Genomic DNA, 17,870 nt, shown 5'->3' with positions numbered 1-17,870 from the left:
AGGGGTATAAATATTATCGAATCAGACTATACCCTCATTTGTACCCGCACAAGCGGCTTGATGTGGGGAGAGTTAGATTGAGTTCAGTGGAATTGAATTAGAGGCGAGGCGTTGATTCTAGCGAGAAAACCAAACAAAAACGGACCTCCGTGGAGGTCCGTTGATATGAATTTGGTGCCCGGACTCGGAATCGAACCAAGGACACAGGGATTTTCAATCCCTTGCTCTACCGACTGAGCTATCCGGGCAACGGGGCGCATTAAACCGTATTGGGCATGTGCCGTCAACGGCTTTTTGTAACATCGGTGGGGTTCGTCACCCGACTGATGCTTTTTACCGCGTTTTGGCGATTTAACTTACGATACCGGGAAAGTGTCCGTCAAAACAGGGTGTGATGGGGTGAATTTTCGCGTTTTGTGATGTCGCATTCTGTAAGAATTTCCCGCAATGTTCAGGGTTGAACAGGGGAATAAAAGATGCCATTATTGCGCCGATTTATTAAACAACTCTGATCCCGTTTTCACGCGACAGCTCAAGAGGGTTGCGGCATGGCTGGTTTATCACATCGCGCTTTTCATAAGTGCAGAAAAAATCTGATGATGATCTCCGGGTGCTGTAAACACCACGATTTCAGTTTTCCTCCTTTTGCAGATCCTTTCATGCGGTAAGGCTACCGTTTGCCTGCTGTTAGATATTAGTAAAAACAGAGCGCACCTCTGATTTTACTGTTGTCTATCAGACGTGGCCGGGCCTGAACGTCGATCTGTTACCACTTTGCCCCTCTGGCATCGTTTCATCATACTCGACCTCGCGCTCAAGCCAACGTCATTTGCCGGGCTGGACTCTGCGCACTATACCTTTAAGACGTAAGAACCAGCTCATTGCCGTGCCCTGTGGCACACCCTCTTACTTAACCGTTTGAGAGTCTTAATGAAACACTTAAAACTTGCAGCAAGCGCTTCTGTCGCCCCTTATCTCCAGACATCTCGCCTGGTCGTCGATCTGCGTCGTGCCGATTATGCCGATGTGGCGGCCATCATTATTTCTGTCGGGGATCTGAATCACGGCAGGCTGGCGGAGATAGAAACGCTGGGATTCGGGATCCCTGCGTTTGTTGCAGTGCAGGGAACGGAGCAGATTTCGCCGGAGTTTTTGCCGTCGCTGAAAGGTGTGATTACGCTGTCCGATGCCAATCAGGCATTCTATGCGGCGCAGATTGAATCGGCTGCGCAGGGCTATGAAGAAGCCTTATTCCCGCCGTTTTTCGACACGCTGAAAAAGTATGTCGAGATGGAGAACGCGACCTTTGCCTGTCCGGGGCATCAGGGCGGTGAGTTTTTCCGTCGCCATCCGGCAGGGCGTCAGTTCTATGATTTTTACGGCCCGAACATTTTCCGCTCCGATATGTGCAACGCTGACGTCAAACTGGGCGATTTGCTGATCCACGAAGGCTCGGCGAAAGATGCGCAAAAGTATGCGGCGAAAGTCTTCAGCGCGGATAAAACCTATTTTGTGCTCAACGGGACTTCTGCGGCGAACAAAGTTGTGACCAACGCGCTGCTGACGCGCGACGATCTGGTGCTGTTCGACCGTAACAACCATAAATCCAACCACCACGGCGCACTGCTTCAGGCGGGCGCGACGCCGGTGTATCTTGAAACCGCGCGCAACCCGTTTGGTTTTATCGGCGGCATTGACGCAGCCTGTTTCGATGAAACGTATCTTCGTAAGCAAATCAAAGAAGTGGCGCCGCACCGTGCTGCGGAAAAACGTCCGTTCCGCCTGGCGATTATCCAGCTCGGCACGTATGACGGCACCGTGTATAACGCGCGTCAGGTGGTCGATAAAATCGGGCATCTGTGCGACTACATTCTGTTTGATTCTGCATGGGTCGGTTATGAGCAATTCATCCCGATGATGAAAGAGTGCTCGCCGCTGCTGCTGGAACTCACCGAAAACGATCCGGGCATTATCGTCACGCAATCCGTGCATAAGCAGCAGGCCGGGTTCTCGCAGACGTCGCAGATCCACAAAAAAGACAATCACATCAAAGGCCAGAAGCGTCATTGCAGCCATAAGAAGCTGAATAACGCATTCATGATGCACGCTTCGACCAGCCCGTTTTATCCGCTTTTTGCCGCGCTTGATGTTAATGCGCGTATTCATGCCGGTGGCAGCGGTAAACATATGTGGATGGAGTGCGTGAAGCTGGGTATCGAAACCCGCAAAATGCTGCTCGATCAGTGTTCGATGATTCTGCCGTTTGTTCCACCGGTGGTCGGTGGAAAGCGCTGGCAGGATCATGAAACCGCTGAGATGGCGAACGATGTGCGTTTCTTCGATTTTGTGCCGGGCGAGCGCTGGCATGCCTTCTCGGGTTACGCGGAAAAACAGTATTTTGTTGATCCGTGCAAGCTGCTGCTGACCACGCCGGGCATTGATGCGTCCAGCGGGAAATATACCGAGTTTGGTATTCCCGCGACGATACTGGCGAACTACCTGCGTGAGAACGGCATCGTGCCGGAGAAATGCGATCTCAACTCAATTCTTTTCCTGCTGACGCCAGCCGAAACGCCGGCCAAAATGCAGTTGCTGGTGGAAGAGCTGGTTCGCTTTGAGCAGTACATCGAAGAAGACGCGCCGCTGAGCGAGGTGCTGCCGACCGTTTACCGTAAAAACGAAGACAGATACCGCAACTACACCATCCGCCAGCTGTGCCAGGAAATGCATAACCTGTACGTCAGTTTTGATGTGAAAGAGCTGCAAAAAGAGATGTTCCGCGAGAAAAGTTTCCCGAAAGTGGTGATGAACGCGCAGGACGCTCACAACGAGTTTATTCGCGACAATATTGAACTGGTGCCGATCGGTGAAGCCGAAGGCCGTATCGCGGCGGAAGGTGCGTTGCCGTATCCGCCGGGCGTTCTGTGCGTCGTGCCGGGCGAGCTTTGGGGCGGGGCTGTGCAGCGTTACTTTATGGCACTGGAAGAGGGGATTAACCTGTTGCCGGGCTTCTCACCTGAACTTCAGGGCGTTTATATCGAGAAAAAACCAGTCGGCTGGAAGCGCATTATGGGCTACGTCGTCGCGGAGTAATCTGCACGTTTTTACGCTCACGCAGAAATGAGAACGGAGGCCAGCTGGCCTCCGTTTTTTTGTACTGCAATCACATCAGTCTACGCGACGATAGCTGCGCTGCGTGTTATTCACTTTGTACAGATAGCGGCGCGATTCGGCTGACGGATGTTTGGTGGTCAGCGTGGTATAGACATCGCCCGGTGCCATGTTGTTGATGATGTTGAACGCCTGCGTTTTGTTCTGTGAGAACACGCGCAGCACGCTGCCTGCACCGCCATTGTAGGCCGTGATCACGGCGTAACGGCGCGACGTCGGGTTACTGATGTTCCCGAGATACGTCGTTTGCAGCATCGCCAGATACGCGGTGCCGGTATTGATATTGTTCTGCGGATCAAACAGATAGCTTCGGCTCGGTTTGCCCCACTTGCCTTCGGATTTAAAGACGTCAACCCCGGCGGAATGCTGCACAACCTGCATCAGGCCCAGCGCATCGGCGTTACTGACCGCATACGGGTTAAAGGCGGATTCGGTTTGCATGATTGCCAGGATCAGCGACTGATCGACGCCGTATTTGGCGGAGGCTTCGCGGATCATCGGCAGATATTTATGCGCACGCTGATTCAGGTGGTTGGGCACCATCTGGATCGTGACGGAATAAATGATATGCATGCCGGACTGGCGGCGCATCAGTTTGTTTTGCACCAGATAATCGGCAAAGCTGTTGGCACGGCCGACCCAGCGGATAGGCTGCCCGGTGTTGTCGAGAACCTGCCCGTAAAGCATCGGCTCACGGCTGATCTGGATATCGTTGGCGTCGGAATAGAGGTCAACATTGCCCGGATCATCGCCCACCAGTAAGGTGCTGACGATCGCCTGACGCAGGCTCGCGGCCGGATCGGTGCCGGAAATGGTTTCAATCGTGATGGTACCCGCATCAAAGTTGATGTGGCTGCGGGTGTAATACTGATCGCTATACTTTACGTAGTCCTTCGGACCCGCAATCAGGACTTCATTCATACCCCAGATATTTTCGATGTTATGAGCGAACTGCCCCATCAGAATATCGAATCCGTTGGTGTCTTTTACGAAAGCTTCGTCGAACTGGTTTTTTTTACTGCCGGAGCAGGAAATCAGCATCGGTGCGATAACCAGCAAAGCTAAAATTTTCTTCATCTGAAAACCATTTCTGGTGAAAGAAGCAGGCCGCGCACGAGCCTGCCTAAATTTCTGTTCCTGAACGTTATTTTGAAGGCGGGGTATAGCCTTCAATATGAACATCCTGACCTTCAAACAGGAAATTAATCATTTCCTGTTCCAGCAGTTTGCGGTCGTCCGGGTTCATCATGCTGAGTTTCTTTTCATTGATCAGCATGGTTTGTTTGGTCATCCACTGTGACCAGGCTTCTTTCGAAATTTCGTTGAAAATACGTTTGCCGATCTCACCCGGATAAAGCTGGAAGTCCTGTCCTTCGGCATCGCGTTTCAGAAAAGTACAAAAAATCGTTCTGCTCATGCTAATTCCTTATGATCATTCTGTTGGGACGGTTTTTTGCCATCGGCCTGTTTTGCCAGAGAGGTCAGCAAACGCTCGACCGGCGCGGCCAGCCCGACCTGTTGTGGTTGCGCTAAGTTATACCAGAGACCCGCACCTTCATCCATGCAACCCGCTGTCGTTCGCAGATTTAACCACATCGGGACGATATCCAGATGGAAATGGCTGAAAGTGTGGCGAAAAGCGGTCTGCTGCTGCAACTGATTTTGCGTAACACCGTATTTTTGAAGCCCCTGCGCCAGTTCTTCTTCTGTCGCGAATTGCGGGAAGCAGAATAAACCGCCCCACAGGCCCACCGGAGGCCTCTGCTCCAGCCAGACTTTATCGTCCTGCTGAATCATCAGCATAAAGGCAGTTTTTTCCGGCAGCGTCGTCTTGGGTTTTTTACCCGGATATTTTGCCCAGCTGTGATGTGCGTAGGCTTCGCAACCGGATTTCACCGGGCAAAGTTCGCATTTTGGTTTGCTGCGGGTGCAGACCATCGCGCCTAAATCCATCATCGCCTGATTAAACTGCGCGACGCCTTCAGCGGGCGTGACGTCTTCGCTTATCTTCCACAAACGGTTTTCAGTTTTCTTCTCGCCCGGCCAGCCGTCAACGGCATAACACCGGGCCAGCACGCGCTTCACGTTACCGTCTAAAATGGGAAAGTGCTGGTTCAGCGCCAGCGACAATACGGCGCCTGCGGTCGAACGACCAATGCCCGGCAGCGCGAGAATTTCATCAAAAGTAGTCGGAAACACGCCATTGTGCTGAGTGGCAATAGTTTGCGCCGCTTTGTGCAGGTTACGCGCGCGGGCGTAATAACCCAGGCCGGTCCACAGATGCAGCACTTCATCGAGCGGGGCGGCGGCGAGATCGGACACCGTCGGGAAGCGTTCCATAAACCGTTCGAAATAAGGAATAACGGTCGCGACCTGCGTTTGCTGCAACATCACTTCTGAAAGCCAGACTTTATAAGGCGTTTTGGCGATTTGCCACGGCAGCGTTTTACGGCCATAGCGCTGATACCAGTCGAGCACCAGCGGCGAAAAAGTGGAGGCTTCCATCATGGGTGAATTACAGTCCGGCAGGGTTAAAAGACGGGGCTGATCACATCACAGTTCCCGTCTGGCTGTAAACCGGAACTTTCCGCACTGTATTGACGGATTTCCTGCCCGCAAGCCTTGCTAATCGGGAGTAAGTTTGGATAATGCGCCATTCTTAACAGTTAATGACCAAAATACAGCAGTGACCGAATACCGCGTCTTGCGTAACGGAGTGGAAACACCATGAAAAACGACGTCATTTCTCCGGAGTTCGATGAGAACGGTCGCGCGATGCGCCGTATCCGCAGCTTTGTCCGCCGTCAGGGCCGTCTGACCAAAGGCCAGCAGTTTGCGCTGGACAACTTCTGGCCGGTGATGGGCGTGGAGTTTCAGCCGGAAACTCTGGCAATTGATACCTTATTCGGTCGTTCCGCACCTGTTGTGCTGGAAATCGGTTTCGGGATGGGCACCTCGCTGGTCACGATGGCGAAACAGAACCCGGACCAGAACTTTATCGGCATTGAAGTCCACTCACCGGGCGTCGGTGCCTGTCTGGCGACCGCGCACGAAGAGGGCGTCAGCAACCTGCGCGTGATGTGTCACGATGCGGTCGAAGTGCTGGAAAAAATGATTCCGGATGGCTCGCTCGACATGGTGCAGCTATTCTTTCCTGACCCGTGGCATAAAGCGCGTCATAATAAGCGCCGTATCGTGCAGCCTGAATTCGTTGAGAAACTGCGCAGGAAGCTGAAAGTGGGTGGCGTATTCCATATGGCAACCGACTGGGAGCCGTATGCAGAACACATGCTTGAGGTGATGACCAGTCTCGAAAGCTGGGCAAACCTGTCGCAGGAAAACAACTATGTACCGCGCCCGGAATCGCGCCCGGTAACCAAGTTCGAAATGCGTGGCCAGCGTTTAGGCCACGGCGTATGGGATCTGATGTTTGAGAGGAAGCAATAATGGCTAAGAATCGCAGTCGTCGTTTACGTAAGAAGTTACACATTGCAGAGTTCCAGGAACTGGGCTTCTCTGTAAAATGGCGTTTCCCGGAAGGTACTCCGGTTGAAACCATCGACGAATCACTGGATAAGTTCATTGACGGTGTGATAGAGCCAAACAAACTGGCCTTTGACGGCAGTGGCTATCTGCAATGGGAAGGCCTGGTTTGCCTGCAGGAAATCGGTCACTGCACCGACGACCATCGTGCGCAGGTGAAAAAATGGTTAGAAGACCAGAAAATGGAAGACGTTGAGGTTTCAGACCTGTTCGATATCTGGTGGGATTGATTCTGCCAGCAGTTGAACACTGAATCTTTTAAAGGTGCCTTTCCGGCACCTTTGTTACATCTGGAGGAAGGACGTTGGGTACCGAGCTCGATAACAGTTTGCTGGAAGATATTCTTGCGCAGGTCAGGCCGCTGATTGGCCGCGGCAAAGTCGCCGACTATATTCCCGCACTGGCAGAAGTCAGCCCTGATCATCTGGGGATTGCCGTGTGTACCACGAAAGGGGAAATCTTTCGTGCCGGTGATGCCAATACCCGGTTCTCAATCCAGTCGATTTCTAAAGTGCTCAGCCTGACGCTGGCGCTGACCCGCTATCAGGAAAGCGAAATCTGGCAACGCGTGGGCAAAGAGCCTTCCGGCCAGCCGTTTAACTCGCTGGTTCAGCTTGAGCTGGAACAGGGGAAACCGCGCAATCCGTTTATTAACCCCGGTGCTCTGGTGGTTTGCGATATGCTGCAAACTCGTCTGACTGCGCCCAAGCAAAGAATGCTGGAAGTGGTGCGTCAGCTGGCCGGTTCGGCCGATCTCAACTACGATCGGCACGTTGCGCGTTCTGAATTCGATCATTCCGATCGCAACGCCGCCATCGCTTACCTGATGAAATCTTTCGGCAATTTCGATAACGACGTCATCACTGTGTTGCACACCTATTTCCACTATTGCGCATTGCGCATGAGTTGTGAGGAACTGGCGCGGACGTTCGTTTATCTTGCGAACAAGGGCCATCCGCTGGGCAATGAGCAGCCGCTGATTGATGCCCGTCAGGCGCGACAGATTAACGCAATGATGGTAACCAGCGGCATGTACGACGGTGCCGGTGAATTCGCATACCGCGTCGGCATGCCAGGCAAGTCCGGTGTCGGTGGCGGCATTATTGCTATCGTGCCGGGAGAGATGTGTATCGCTGTCTGGTCGCCGGAACTTGATGCGGCAGGGAACTCTTTGGCAGGTATCGCTGCCTTAGAATTACTGGCGCAACGTATTGGCCGTTCAATTTTTTGAGTTTGCTGTCTTAAGGGAGAGTACATGTTAGTAAAAACTGGATTTGTTAAAGCATCCGTAGCGGCCTTGCTGGCGCTGACAGCGTGGAGTGCGCAGGCGGATTATCAGTGCGCCGTGCAGCCGAAAGAAGATGTGATCATCAAACCGCAGACCGTGCAGGTTGTAGGTAACAGCGGTGACTTGTTGATCACGCCAAACGGCAACGTGACTCTCAATGGAAAAGACCTCACCCTGAGCGCGAAACAGCGCCAGGAAGCGATCGATTATCAGGCCTCGCTGCGTCGCGATTTGCCGTGGATTGATCAGGGTGCCACCGCGCATCTGGAAAAAGGCCGCGTCGCCGTGGACCGTGTGATCGTTAACAAACTGGGCAGCGACAGCAATGTTCGTAACCGTCTGGTGACGCTCGACAAGCAGCTTAAAGAGCAGATGAATCTCATCATCGAGCATCGCCAGGATGGCCTGACCTTCCACCATAAAGCCGTAGAACAGGTGAAACAGAACGGTCAGAAGCTGATGGAACAAACCATGGGCGGCGTGATGCAAGACAGCATCAACGAGATGGGCCTGAAACAAGCCACAAGCGGCGGCAATCCGTTGCAGGCAATGATGGGCAATCTTGGCGGTCTGCAACAGGCCGTACAGGAAGAGTGGAACAAACAGGAAAAAGAATTCAAAGCCTTCGGCGACGATGTCTGTAAACGCGTCACCGCGCTGGATACTCAGCACAAAACCTTGCTGGCGGATTTGAAGCAGTAATTTCCTTCCTCAAAATTCAGAAACAAAAAAACCGCAATTAAGCGGTTTTTTTGTTGGGAAAAGCAGTTAGCGCTACATCTCCCAGGATTCTACTTTCGTGAATATCGCGAAAGCCAGCACTCCAACAGCGGCGATATTATACCCAATTTAGCCTCGCTGCATAGGCCAGTACTGAGCACTTCAGGAGCCGCCCTTCGGGGCGGCTTTTTGCTATCCGATTTACTCACCCAAAAACAATTCCAGCAGTGAATTCAGGAACAGTTTGCCTTTGCGGGTGATCTGCCAGTGCGTTTCGGTTTCCAGCAGATATTCTTTGCTGATAGCTTCATCGAGCTGCGCGCGGATAACCGATTCATCCAGCCCGGTATACAACCCAAACTCTTCGCGTGGTGCGGCTTCGAGCAGACGAAAGCGGTTCATGAAGAATTCAAACGGCAAATCTACAGTTTCCACCGGATGCTGTTTATCCATGTAACGTCCCTGCATATAACCCCGCGGATGCTTGGTTTTGACCGTGCGCAGGATCTGCCCGTCGGGCTGTGTCAGCTTGCCGTGCGCGCCGCAACCGATGCCGAGATAATCCCCGAAGCGCCAGTAGTTGAGATTATGCTGGCACTGATAGCCGGGTTTAGCATAGGCAGACGTTTCGTATTGCTGATAACCGGCGGCCGTCAGCAGTTGATCGCCTTGCTCAAAGATATCCCACAACGCGTCGTCATCCGGCAACGTTGGCGGACGTGAGGCGTACATCGTATTAGGCTCGATAGTCAGCTGATACCACGATAAATGCGGCGGATTCAGTGCGATAGCCTGACGCAAATCGTCCAGCGCTTCTTCGAGTGTCTGATCCGGTAAACCGTGCATCAGATCCAGATTAAAACTGCGCAAATTCAGGCCGGTCGCCAGATGGGCGGCGCGTTTTGCTTCTTCCGGCCCGTGAATACGCCCCAGACGCTCCAGTTTTTGCGCATCGAAACTTTGCACACCAATTGAAATGCGGTTCACACCGGCGCGCTGATAGCCGCTGAAGCGGTCTGCTTCGACGGTACCCGGATTGGCTTCCATGGTGATTTCCGCACTGGCATCGAGAGGTAAACGCGCGCGTACGCCGTCGAGCAGGTTTTGCATCGCTTCGCTGCTCAGCAGACTTGGGGTTCCGCCGCCGATAAAAATTGTCCCTACGCTACGGCCAGCGGCCAGATGCAAATCTGCATCCAAATCGGCCAGCAGATGCGCGACATAGTCGTCGTGCGGCACTTCTCCCTTTAACGCATGCGAGTTGAAATCGCAGTAAGGGCATTTTTGCACGCACCACGGAATATGAATGTAGAGACTCAGCGGCGGCAACTTACGCATTCTTCTGTACAGCCTCTTTCATCGCCGCCAGCAGCAGTTTCAACGCCTGACCACGGTGCGATACCGCGCTTTTTTCTTCACGCGTCAGCTCTGCGGCTGTTTTGCCCAGTTCCGGAACGAAGAAAATCGGGTCGTAGCCAAAACCGCCTTCACCGGCTTCTGCAAAGGCAATTTCACCTGGCCAGCTGCCGTGACATACCTGCGGCGTCGGGTCTTCTGCGTGGCGCATGTAAACCAGAACGCAATGGAATTGTGCGTTGCGCTGGCCCTGCGGCACGTCTTTCAACGCAACGAGCAGTTTGTCGAGATTTTGCTGATCGCTGGCATCAACACCCGCATAACGCGCGGAATAAATCCCCGGCGCGCCGCCCAGAAAATCAACGGCCAGGCCGGAGTCATCGGCCACAGCCGGTAAACCGGTTTCTGCCGCCGCGTGGCGGGCTTTGAGAATGGCGTTCTCAATGAACGTCAGGCCGGTTTCGTCAGCGGATTCAACGCCGAGTTCGGTTTGTGCGACGACGTCCAGCCCGAAATCGGCCAGAAGATGTGCGAGTTCACGGACTTTACCGGCGTTGCCGGTAGCCAATACGACTTTTTGCATAAAATAACGTCCTGAAGACCATCTGAAATGAGTTTATTCAGCGAGCAGTACCGCGACCTCGGTCGGGATATTTTGCGGATTCATAATGCGGACTTGTTTATGGCGGCCCAGCGCGCCCTTTTCAATGCTTATCTGACTTTTGGCGACTTTAAACTGTTTGGCGAGAAATTTCACCAGATGCGTGTTGGCCTGACCGTCCACCGGTGGCGCGGTGATGGCGACTTTGAATTCGTCGCCATGCAAACCGACCAGGCTGTCGCGGCTGGCTTTGGGCTGAATAATCAACCGCAAAACCAGCGCGTCGGACTGCCAGCTCACCGGATTTACGGCAACTGCCATAATGTTCCGATGTAATTTAAGTTCGCGAAGAAATTATCGAGAATATAAAGAATAATCACGATAATCATGCCTGAAAAATCGATGCCACCCAGCGCGGGTAAGATGCGGCGAATCGGCCCCATCAGCGGTTCGGTTAACTGCATCAGCAGATAATCCATCGGGCCACGACCCTGAGTCACCCAGCTCAGCAGGGAGCGGATAATCACAACCCAGAAAATCAGCGAGCCTGCGGTTTTGATTAACGAAACCAGACCCGCCAGCAAATTCACCAGGCTCAGTGAAATCCCGCCGCTGATAATCAGCTCCATCAGCGGGTATTTGAGCGTCAGCAGCAGGAACGCAATCAGCAATGACGCGCTGTCAATCGGCCCCAGCGGCGGGATCACCCGGCGAAGCGGACGGATAACCGGCTGTGTCACTTTCACGACAAACTGGGATAACGGATTATAAAAATCTGTCCGCGCCCACTGCATCCAGATGCGGAGAAGCAAAATCATTGCGTAAGTATTAATTACCATGACTAACAAATTGGTCAGCATAAATTGCCTTATCTAAGTATGTTAAAACTGTTTTTCCATTTCCTGTGCGCGGGTAATGGCGGCCTGCATGGCTTCGGAGACAATCTCCGGTAATTTACGATCGGTGAAAACTTTCAGTGCTTCAAACGTCGTGCCGCCTTTGGACGTCACATTCTCACGAAGTTGTGACAATGGCGTGTCCGGGCTGGCGGCGACCAGCGCAGTCGCCCCGCTTGCAGCCTGTTCCACCAGCATCCGCGCCGCTTCTGCACTAAAGCCTAAACGCTGCGCTTCAGCCTGCATCGCTTCCATAAACAGGAAGAAATACGCCGGTGCGCTGCCCGCGGCTGCAATAATATGGTTGATGCCTTCTTCGGTATCGACCCAGCACACTTTGCCGACGGCAGTCATCAGCTCGCCGCTGTAATCGCGGTCAGCCTGTGAAACCTGTTCTGGCGCGAACAAACCGCTCATGCCTTTTCCGACCAGAGACGGCGTGTTAGGCATAATACGCACAATGTTCAGATTATCGCCCAGCAGCTCGCAGAAACGCGCCACGCTGACGCCTGCGGCAATCGACAGTACCAGCTTGCCGCTAAAATCCACGTCTTTTTGCAGTGCTTTACATACATCGGCCATCATTTGTGGTTTTACAGAAAGTACCACCACATCAGCGTCTTTTGCGCAGTCGCTGTTATCGCTGCTGCTTTTTACGCCATATTTTTCAGCCAGCGCGTCGCGGTGCGTGGTGGAAGGGGCACAAACGCTGACCAGATTTGCCGGATAGCCGCTTTCGACCAGACCCGCAATAATCGCGCCTGCCATGTTACCGGCGCCGATAAAACAGAGTTTACGATGTTGCATTGGTGCTCCTTGCTGTCAGAACAGGGGATAAGTAAGTCATTTATTGATGATTTAAAACAGTTTACTGCATCGCAGAGGTTACTGTTTGGCGCTGTAATCGCGGGCACCAAAAATCGCCGTCCCGATACGCACCATGGTGCTGCCCGCCGCAATGGCTGCCGGCATATCGTCAGTCATGCCCATTGAAAGCGTATCCGCCTGCGGGCAAATGACCTGCAATGCCTTCAGTGCGTCGCGCATCTGGCTGAAAACGTCCAGCTGGCGCGCGTAGTCGGTTTCTGCCGCCGGAATTGCCATCAGGCCGCGCAGATTCAGGTTAGGCATCGCCATGATTTGCGCCGCCAGCTCCGCAACGTCTTCCAGCGCAATACCGGATTTACTGGCTTCATCGCTGATATTCACCTGAATCAAAACCTGCAATGGCGCTAAATCAGCCGGGCGCTGTTCATTGAGGCGCTGGGCGATTTTCAGACGGTCAATCGTATGGCACCAGTCGAAATTCTCGGCCACCAGGCGGCTTTTGTTTGATTGCAATGGCCCGATGAAATGCCAGGTGAGCGCAGGCTGATGCCCGGCTAAGTGGGCAATTTTATCTACGCCTTCCTGCACGTAGTTTTCACCGAAGGCAAACTGCCCGGCGGCGATAGCTTCTTCGACAGCGCTCGCAGGTTTCGTTTTGCTGACTGCAAGCAAAGTAACTTCTTCTGGAGACCTGCCGCAAAGCTGTGCAGCGGCTGCGATTTTCTCGCGGACATTCTGTAAGTTCTGCTCAATAGCGTTTTGCTGACTCAGGCTCATAAGGACTCGGGAGGATTTCAACATGGATATTGATGGATTAGTGGGGCGTAGTGTAAAGCAAAATGCCTCTGATCTGCACCTTTGTACCGGCTATCCGCCAATGTTACGCATTGATGGCGAATTATGCCGCTGTGAAGATATGCCGGTTGTGAAGGCGTCGGTGATGCAGGCACTCAGCCAGCAGTGGCTGGATACCGCGCAGCTTGCCTGTCTGCATCAGGCCGGACAGGTGGATAAAGCGCTGACGCTCGGGGCGGGCGTGCGGATGCGTCTCAACATTTTTCAGCAATGGCACGGGCTTTCCGCGGCGCTGAGACCCATTCCGGCGCATTGCCCGGATCTGACCACGCTTCACGCGCCTGACGTTTTGCAGCGGCTGATTATGCAGGAGGATGGCTTGATTCTGGTTACCGGCGCGACCGGCAGCGGGAAATCCACCACGCTGGCGGCGCTGATTGATCATCTCAACCTGCATACGGCGCGGCACATCATTACGCTTGAGGATCCCATTGAACTAATTCATACCAGCCGTCGTTGCCTGATCCAGCAGCGTGAGCTGGGGCAGCATACGCGTTCTTTCTCTGAGGCCGTGCGCGGTGCCCTGCGTGAGGATCCGGATGTGTTGCTGCTGGGTGAACTGCGTGATACCGAAAGTATCCGGCTGGCGCTGACCGCGGCAGAAACCGGGCATCTGGTGCTGGCAACCTTGCATACGCGCAATGCCACGCAGGCGATTGACCGGCTGGTCGATGTTTTTCCCGCAGAAGAAAAGGCGTTTGTCCGGGCACAGCTGGCAGGCAGTTTGCGGGCGGTGATTGCCCAAAAGCTGGCGGTAACGAAAGCGACGGAGGCACAGCAGGGCGGAAGGGTGGCATTGTTTGAAGTGCTGACATCAACGCCGGGCGTGTGCAATCTGATCCGCGAGGGGAAAACGCATCAGCTGGCGGATGTGCTGCAAACCGGCGCACAGGCCGGAATGCAGACATTTGCGCAGAGCCGCCAGCAGCGGCAAAGCGCCGGGTTACTGGCTGCGGATCAGGACTGACTCCATTGTTTCTCGAACCAGCTTTCCAGAATGATGACCGCCGAAGCCGCGTCCACGCTGCCTTTGTCCAGCGCGCGAAAACCGCCACGGTCAAACAAATCCGCGCGGGCTTCAACGGTGCTCAGACGTTCATCATGCAGCTCCACCTGAACGCCAAAACGGCCATGCAGACGGTTGGCAAACTTTCGCGCACGCGCCGTCAGCGGCTGTTCTGTGCCGTCCATGTTCAGCGGCAGGCCAACCACGACGAGATCCGGAAGCCATTCTTTCAGCAGCTTTTCGATCTTCTGCCAGTCCGGCGTGCCGTCCTGCGCTTTAAACGACGTCAGCGGGCGCGCCGTGCCGGTGACTTCCTGACCGATCGCAAGGCCGATGCTTTTCGTGCCGAAGTCGAAGGCGAAGACTGTGCGGTTACCCATTATGCGTGCCCTGCGTGGGTGGCGAGCTGGCTGACATCCACGCCGATCATTTTCGCGGCTTCACGCCAGCGGTCTGCAATCGGAGTGTGGAACAGAATGTCGCTGCTCGCTTCAATGGTCAGCCATGAGTTTTCCAGCAATTCCTGCTCCAGCTGCCCCTGTTCCCAGGCCGCATACCCTAGCGCCACCAGCACATTTTTCGGCTGGTCAGGCGTGCCCAGCGTTTCGAGAACGTCTTTGGAGGTGGTGATCATGGTGCAGTCTGAAATCCGGATACTGGAACCAAAACCTTCACGCGGCGTATGCAAAATAAAACCACGATCGTCTGCCAGAGGGCCGCCGGAAAATACCGGACGGTCGAGGCGGATCGTCGGATCGCGTGGCTCAGGGCTGATATCGAGTTTATCGAGCACATTTTCGACGGTGAAATCTTCGACCAGTTTATTAATCACCAGACCCATTGCGCCGTCTTCATTATGTTCGCAGATATACACGACCGAACGTTTGAACTGGGGTTCGTCCAGTCCGGGCATCGCAATAAGAAAGTGATGTTGTAGATTCATGGTATGTAGGATGTTTAACCTCAAAATAGAAACAAAATCAGACAAGCCAGTTTATTACGGCAGCGTCATCAAAAAAAGCGGGCTATCCGGCAGAGCGGATAACCCGTTAATGACGGTATTGTGTGATCAGCGTGCAGCCAGACGCTTTTCGATAGCGTCCATCAGCATACCGGTGATGGAAATCGGGAATGCGGCTTCGATTTCACGCGCACAGGTCGGGCTGGTGACGTTAATTTCGGTCAGGCGATCGCCGATGATATCCAGACCGACAAAAATCAGGCCTTTTTGCTTGAGGATTGGTGCCACGGTGCGGGCAATCGCCCAGTCGCTTTCGCTCAGCGGACGTGCTTCACCGCGGCCACCGGCAGCCAGATTGCCACGGGTTTCACCTTGTGCAGGAATACGCGCCAGGCAGTAAGGCACGGGTTCGCCGTCGACAACCAGAACGCGTTTGTCGCCGTCTTTAATGGCAGGCAGATAGTTCTGCGCCATACAGAAACGGCTGCCGTGCTCGGTCAGCGTTTCGATGACAACGGAAACGTTCGCGTCTTCCGGTTTCAGGCGGAAGATTGATGCGCCGCCCATGCCGTCGAGCGGCTTGAGGATCACATCGGTATGTTCTTTATGGAACGCTTTCAGCTGCGCCGCGTTGCGTGTTACCAGCGTGTCCGGCGTCAGTTCCGGGAACCAGGCGGTGAACAGCTTTTCGTTACAGTCGCGCAGGCTCTGCGGTTTGTTAACGATCAGCGTGCCTTTTTCTTCGGCGCGTTCAAGGATGTAAGTGGCATAAATAAATTCGGTATCGAACGGCGGATCTTTACGCATCAGGATCACGTCGAGCTCCTGCAGGGCGATATCCTGTTCGGTGCCGAATTCATACCAGCCGTCGTAATCTTGCTTCACGCTGAGCTTTTTGGTGGTCGCACGGCCTTCGCCGCCGCGCAGATACAGGGAATTCATTTCCATGTAATGCAGCTCGTAGCCACGACTCTGCGCTTCGAGCAACATTGCGAAACTGGTGTCTTTTTTGATGTTGATGGAAGAAATCGGGTCCATCACGATGCCAAGCTTGATCATTTGGTCTCCTCTTAACCCAGATCGCCGAAACGGACCTGTAAGGCCGTTATCGCGGTGAGTGCTGTAGTTTCTGTACGCAGAACACGGGGTCCCAGCAGGATATCAGTAAATCCGTAACCGGAGGTCATTGCAATTTCGTCGGCGGATAAACCGCCTTCCGGACCGATCAGCAGGCGAACATGATTCACCGGCAGCGGCAGGGTATTGATGCTGTGGCTGGCGCGAGGATGCAGGTTCAGCTTCAGGCTGTCGTCCTGCTCGGCGCACCAGGCTTCCAGCTGCATGACCGGACGAATTTCCGGAATGCGGTTTCGGCCACACTGCTCGCAGGCGGCAATGGCGATTTTCTGCCACTGCTGCAATTTCTTTTCCAGACGCTCACCGTCCAGTTTCACGCCACAGCGTTCGGAAAACAGCGGCGTAATCGTATTCACGCCCAGCTCGATGGATTTCTGAATGGTGAATTCCATCTTCTCGCCGCGTGAAATCACCTGGCCGAGATGCAGATTCAGCGGCGATTCATTGTCTGACAGCACGCCTTCGCCCAGGCTGACGCGCACGTTCTTCTTATCCACCTGCGTAATGCTGGCGTCGAAGATCTGATTACTGCCGTCAAAAAGCTGAATGACCTGACCAGGCTGCATGCGCAGAACGCGCCCGACGTGATTCGCGGCATCTTCACTGAGCGCAATTTCGCTGTGCGCGGTTAACGGTTCAGGGTGATAAATGCGAGGTATGCGCATGTGAGGCTGCTGTCCTTAAAGTCTTGAGAGGGGTTATTTTGGCGACATTAGCCCGCATTGTCGCGAACTAATGTGCTCTGATGATGAGTTTAATACTAAGTTAGCTTTTTCTTTGCGCGCAAGCCTGCTGAACGTACGGATTATGATTTCCCTGCACACTCGCAATACGGTTGTCGCGTTCGCATTCCCAGGCGGTGACCGGATACTGGCGATCCCAGGCGGTAAACAGCTGAGTTTGCTGGCGTGACAGATTCAGTTTGTACTGATCGCGCATGTAGAAATAGGTGCGGGCGATGGCGCCGCGCGCACGGGCTGGCGGCTCGGCGGCTTTGGCTTTGAAGTCGATTTTCATCCCGCATTTGCCGTACTGGCCTTCACCGCCGTTCCACTGGCTGTACATGAAGTTGTTGCGATCGCCGTTCACTTCGCCGATAGCCGGTTCGAGGTTGTGCAAATCCGTTTCTATCTGGCGATAGTCGGCGCTTTTCGCACAGTTTTTACGTCCGCCATCCTGCCAGCATTGCATCTGGTGACCAAATTGCCAGGCGGGCACAACGTGTTCCCATTCAATACGGTTGGCACGTTGCTCGCTTTTGCGGACTTCATAGCCGCAGGATTTCAGATCCGGTGTCCCTTTTTTTCCCTGCCAGCTGATGTCACAGCCGCAGTAAAACGTCGGCGCACCCTGATTGATTTTGATTGCTGCCGCTTTGGCCTGAGTGAAGTTATTGATGGCGTTGCCAGACTGGCTGACAGCGCTCAGCGGTGCCAGAGCACCGATAAACAGAAAGGATAAAAGTGTTTTACGAAACATGTTTCCGAATAGCCCGAGTGTAAAAGGTC

The 17,870-nt window shown here is 53.9% G+C and carries 20 protein-coding genes and 1 tRNA gene; 6 read left to right on the top strand and 15 right to left on the bottom strand.

Features of this window, described 5'->3' with window-relative positions; translation table 11 throughout:
• Positions 1-172: 172 nt before the first annotated feature.
• Positions 173-248: transfer RNA gene (locus IV433_RS07130), tRNA-Phe, on the bottom strand.
• 682 nt (positions 249-930) lie between these two features.
• On the opposite strand from IV433_RS07130, the gene speF reads away from it, so the two are divergent.
• On the top strand, positions 931-3,093 hold the full coding sequence (gene speF / locus IV433_RS07125) for an ornithine decarboxylase SpeF (protein ID WP_195813850.1): 2,163 nt from the start codon (positions 931-933) through the stop codon (positions 3,091-3,093).
• Between the two features lie 75 nt (positions 3,094-3,168).
• Here speF and mltC read toward each other — a convergent pair whose 3' ends face one another.
• The 3 genes from mltC to mutY form a co-directional block, all read right to left on the bottom strand.
• Entirely contained in the window at positions 3,169-4,248 is a 1,080-nt protein-coding gene (gene mltC, locus IV433_RS07120; protein WP_152327729.1) for a membrane-bound lytic murein transglycosylase MltC, read from the bottom strand.
• Between the two features lie 67 nt (positions 4,249-4,315).
• Positions 4,316-4,588 carry an oxidative damage protection protein gene (locus tag IV433_RS07115; RefSeq protein ID WP_195813851.1) on the bottom strand — a complete coding sequence of 91 codons (273 nt, stop codon included), beginning with the start codon at positions 4,586-4,588 and terminating at the stop codon, positions 4,316-4,318.
• On the bottom strand, positions 4,585-5,679 hold the full coding sequence (gene mutY / locus IV433_RS07110) for an A/G-specific adenine glycosylase (RefSeq protein WP_195813852.1): 1,095 nt from the start codon (positions 5,677-5,679) through the stop codon (positions 4,585-4,587). The genes IV433_RS07115 and mutY overlap by 4 nt, the downstream gene beginning before the upstream one ends.
• Before the next feature lie 219 nt (positions 5,680-5,898).
• On the opposite strand from mutY, the gene trmB reads away from it, so the two are divergent.
• The 4 genes from trmB to IV433_RS07090 all read left to right on the top strand — a co-directional run bounded on the left by trmB (position 5,899) and on the right by IV433_RS07090 (position 8,704).
• Positions 5,899-6,618 (top strand): tRNA (guanosine(46)-N7)-methyltransferase TrmB, encoded by a 720-nt coding sequence (gene trmB, locus IV433_RS07105; RefSeq protein WP_195813853.1) that lies wholly within the window; start codon positions 5,899-5,901, stop codon positions 6,616-6,618.
• Positions 6,618-6,944, top strand: coding sequence for a YggL family protein (locus tag IV433_RS07100; protein WP_195813854.1), 327 nt, complete (start codon positions 6,618-6,620; stop codon positions 6,942-6,944). Before trmB ends, IV433_RS07100 begins: the two co-directional genes overlap by 1 nt.
• Before the next feature lie 74 nt (positions 6,945-7,018).
• Entirely contained in the window at positions 7,019-7,945 is a 927-nt protein-coding gene (glsB, locus tag IV433_RS07095; protein WP_165059139.1) for a glutaminase B, read from the top strand.
• A gap of 24 nt (positions 7,946-7,969) precedes the next feature.
• Positions 7,970-8,704, top strand: a complete 735-nt coding sequence (locus IV433_RS07090; protein WP_195813855.1) for a YggN family protein — start codon at positions 7,970-7,972, stop codon at positions 8,702-8,704.
• A 219-nt stretch (positions 8,705-8,923) separates the two neighbouring features.
• Here IV433_RS07090 and hemW read toward each other — a convergent pair whose 3' ends face one another.
• From hemW to IV433_RS07060, 6 genes are all read right to left on the bottom strand, one after another.
• Entirely contained in the window at positions 8,924-10,060 is a 1,137-nt protein-coding gene (hemW, locus tag IV433_RS07085; protein ID WP_195813856.1) for a radical SAM family heme chaperone HemW, read from the bottom strand.
• The gene (locus tag IV433_RS07080; protein WP_195813857.1) at positions 10,053-10,661 is read right to left on the bottom strand and encodes an XTP/dITP diphosphatase; all 609 of its coding nucleotides are present in this window, start codon (positions 10,659-10,661) and stop codon (positions 10,053-10,055) included. The genes hemW and IV433_RS07080 overlap by 8 nt, the downstream gene beginning before the upstream one ends.
• 33 nt (positions 10,662-10,694) lie before the next feature.
• The gene (gene yggU, locus IV433_RS07075; RefSeq protein WP_195813858.1) at positions 10,695-11,000 is read right to left on the bottom strand and encodes a DUF167 family protein YggU; all 306 of its coding nucleotides are present in this window, start codon (positions 10,998-11,000) and stop codon (positions 10,695-10,697) included.
• The gene (locus IV433_RS07070) at positions 10,985-11,539 is read right to left on the bottom strand and encodes a YggT family protein (RefSeq protein WP_104923215.1); all 555 of its coding nucleotides are present in this window, start codon (positions 11,537-11,539) and stop codon (positions 10,985-10,987) included. Before IV433_RS07070 ends, yggU begins: the two co-directional genes overlap by 16 nt.
• 21 nt (positions 11,540-11,560) lie before the next feature.
• Positions 11,561-12,382: a pyrroline-5-carboxylate reductase gene (gene proC, locus IV433_RS07065; RefSeq protein WP_195813859.1), complete on the bottom strand. Its 822-nt coding sequence runs from the start codon at positions 12,380-12,382 to the stop codon at positions 11,561-11,563.
• A 78-nt stretch (positions 12,383-12,460) separates the two neighbouring features.
• Positions 12,461-13,180 carry a YggS family pyridoxal phosphate-dependent enzyme gene (locus IV433_RS07060; protein WP_195813860.1) on the bottom strand — a complete coding sequence of 240 codons (720 nt, stop codon included), beginning with the start codon at positions 13,178-13,180 and terminating at the stop codon, positions 12,461-12,463.
• Between the two features lie 22 nt (positions 13,181-13,202).
• Between IV433_RS07060 and IV433_RS07055 the strand changes: the two genes are divergently transcribed.
• On the top strand, positions 13,203-14,225 hold the full coding sequence (locus IV433_RS07055) for a type IV pilus twitching motility protein PilT (RefSeq protein ID WP_195813861.1): 1,023 nt from the start codon (positions 13,203-13,205) through the stop codon (positions 14,223-14,225).
• On the opposite strand, the gene ruvX is transcribed toward IV433_RS07055, so the two are convergent.
• From ruvX to endA, 5 genes are all read right to left on the bottom strand, one after another.
• Positions 14,216-14,644, bottom strand: a complete 429-nt coding sequence (gene ruvX / locus IV433_RS07050; protein ID WP_195813862.1) for a Holliday junction resolvase RuvX — start codon at positions 14,642-14,644, stop codon at positions 14,216-14,218. The two genes, IV433_RS07055 and ruvX, sit on opposite strands and share 10 nt — an antisense overlap.
• The gene (locus IV433_RS07045) at positions 14,644-15,207 is read right to left on the bottom strand and encodes a YqgE/AlgH family protein (RefSeq protein ID WP_195813863.1); all 564 of its coding nucleotides are present in this window, start codon (positions 15,205-15,207) and stop codon (positions 14,644-14,646) included. Before IV433_RS07045 ends, ruvX begins: the two co-directional genes overlap by 1 nt.
• A gap of 126 nt (positions 15,208-15,333) precedes the next feature.
• The gene (gshB, locus tag IV433_RS07040; protein WP_152327742.1) at positions 15,334-16,284 is read right to left on the bottom strand and encodes a glutathione synthase; all 951 of its coding nucleotides are present in this window, start codon (positions 16,282-16,284) and stop codon (positions 15,334-15,336) included.
• Between the two features lie 11 nt (positions 16,285-16,295).
• Complete coding sequence (gene rsmE / locus IV433_RS07035; RefSeq protein ID WP_195813864.1) at positions 16,296-17,027, bottom strand: 16S rRNA (uracil(1498)-N(3))-methyltransferase; 732 nt, start codon at positions 17,025-17,027, stop codon at positions 16,296-16,298.
• 100 nt (positions 17,028-17,127) lie between these two features.
• Positions 17,128-17,841 carry a deoxyribonuclease I gene (endA, locus tag IV433_RS07030; protein WP_195813865.1) on the bottom strand — a complete coding sequence of 238 codons (714 nt, stop codon included), beginning with the start codon at positions 17,839-17,841 and terminating at the stop codon, positions 17,128-17,130.
• Positions 17,842-17,870: the final 29 nt, after the last annotated feature.

Source organism: Rahnella laticis (assembly GCF_015644585.1).
GTDB lineage: Bacteria > Pseudomonadota > Gammaproteobacteria > Enterobacterales > Enterobacteriaceae > Rahnella > Rahnella laticis.
This window is presented reverse-complemented; position numbering and strand designations above follow the sequence as displayed.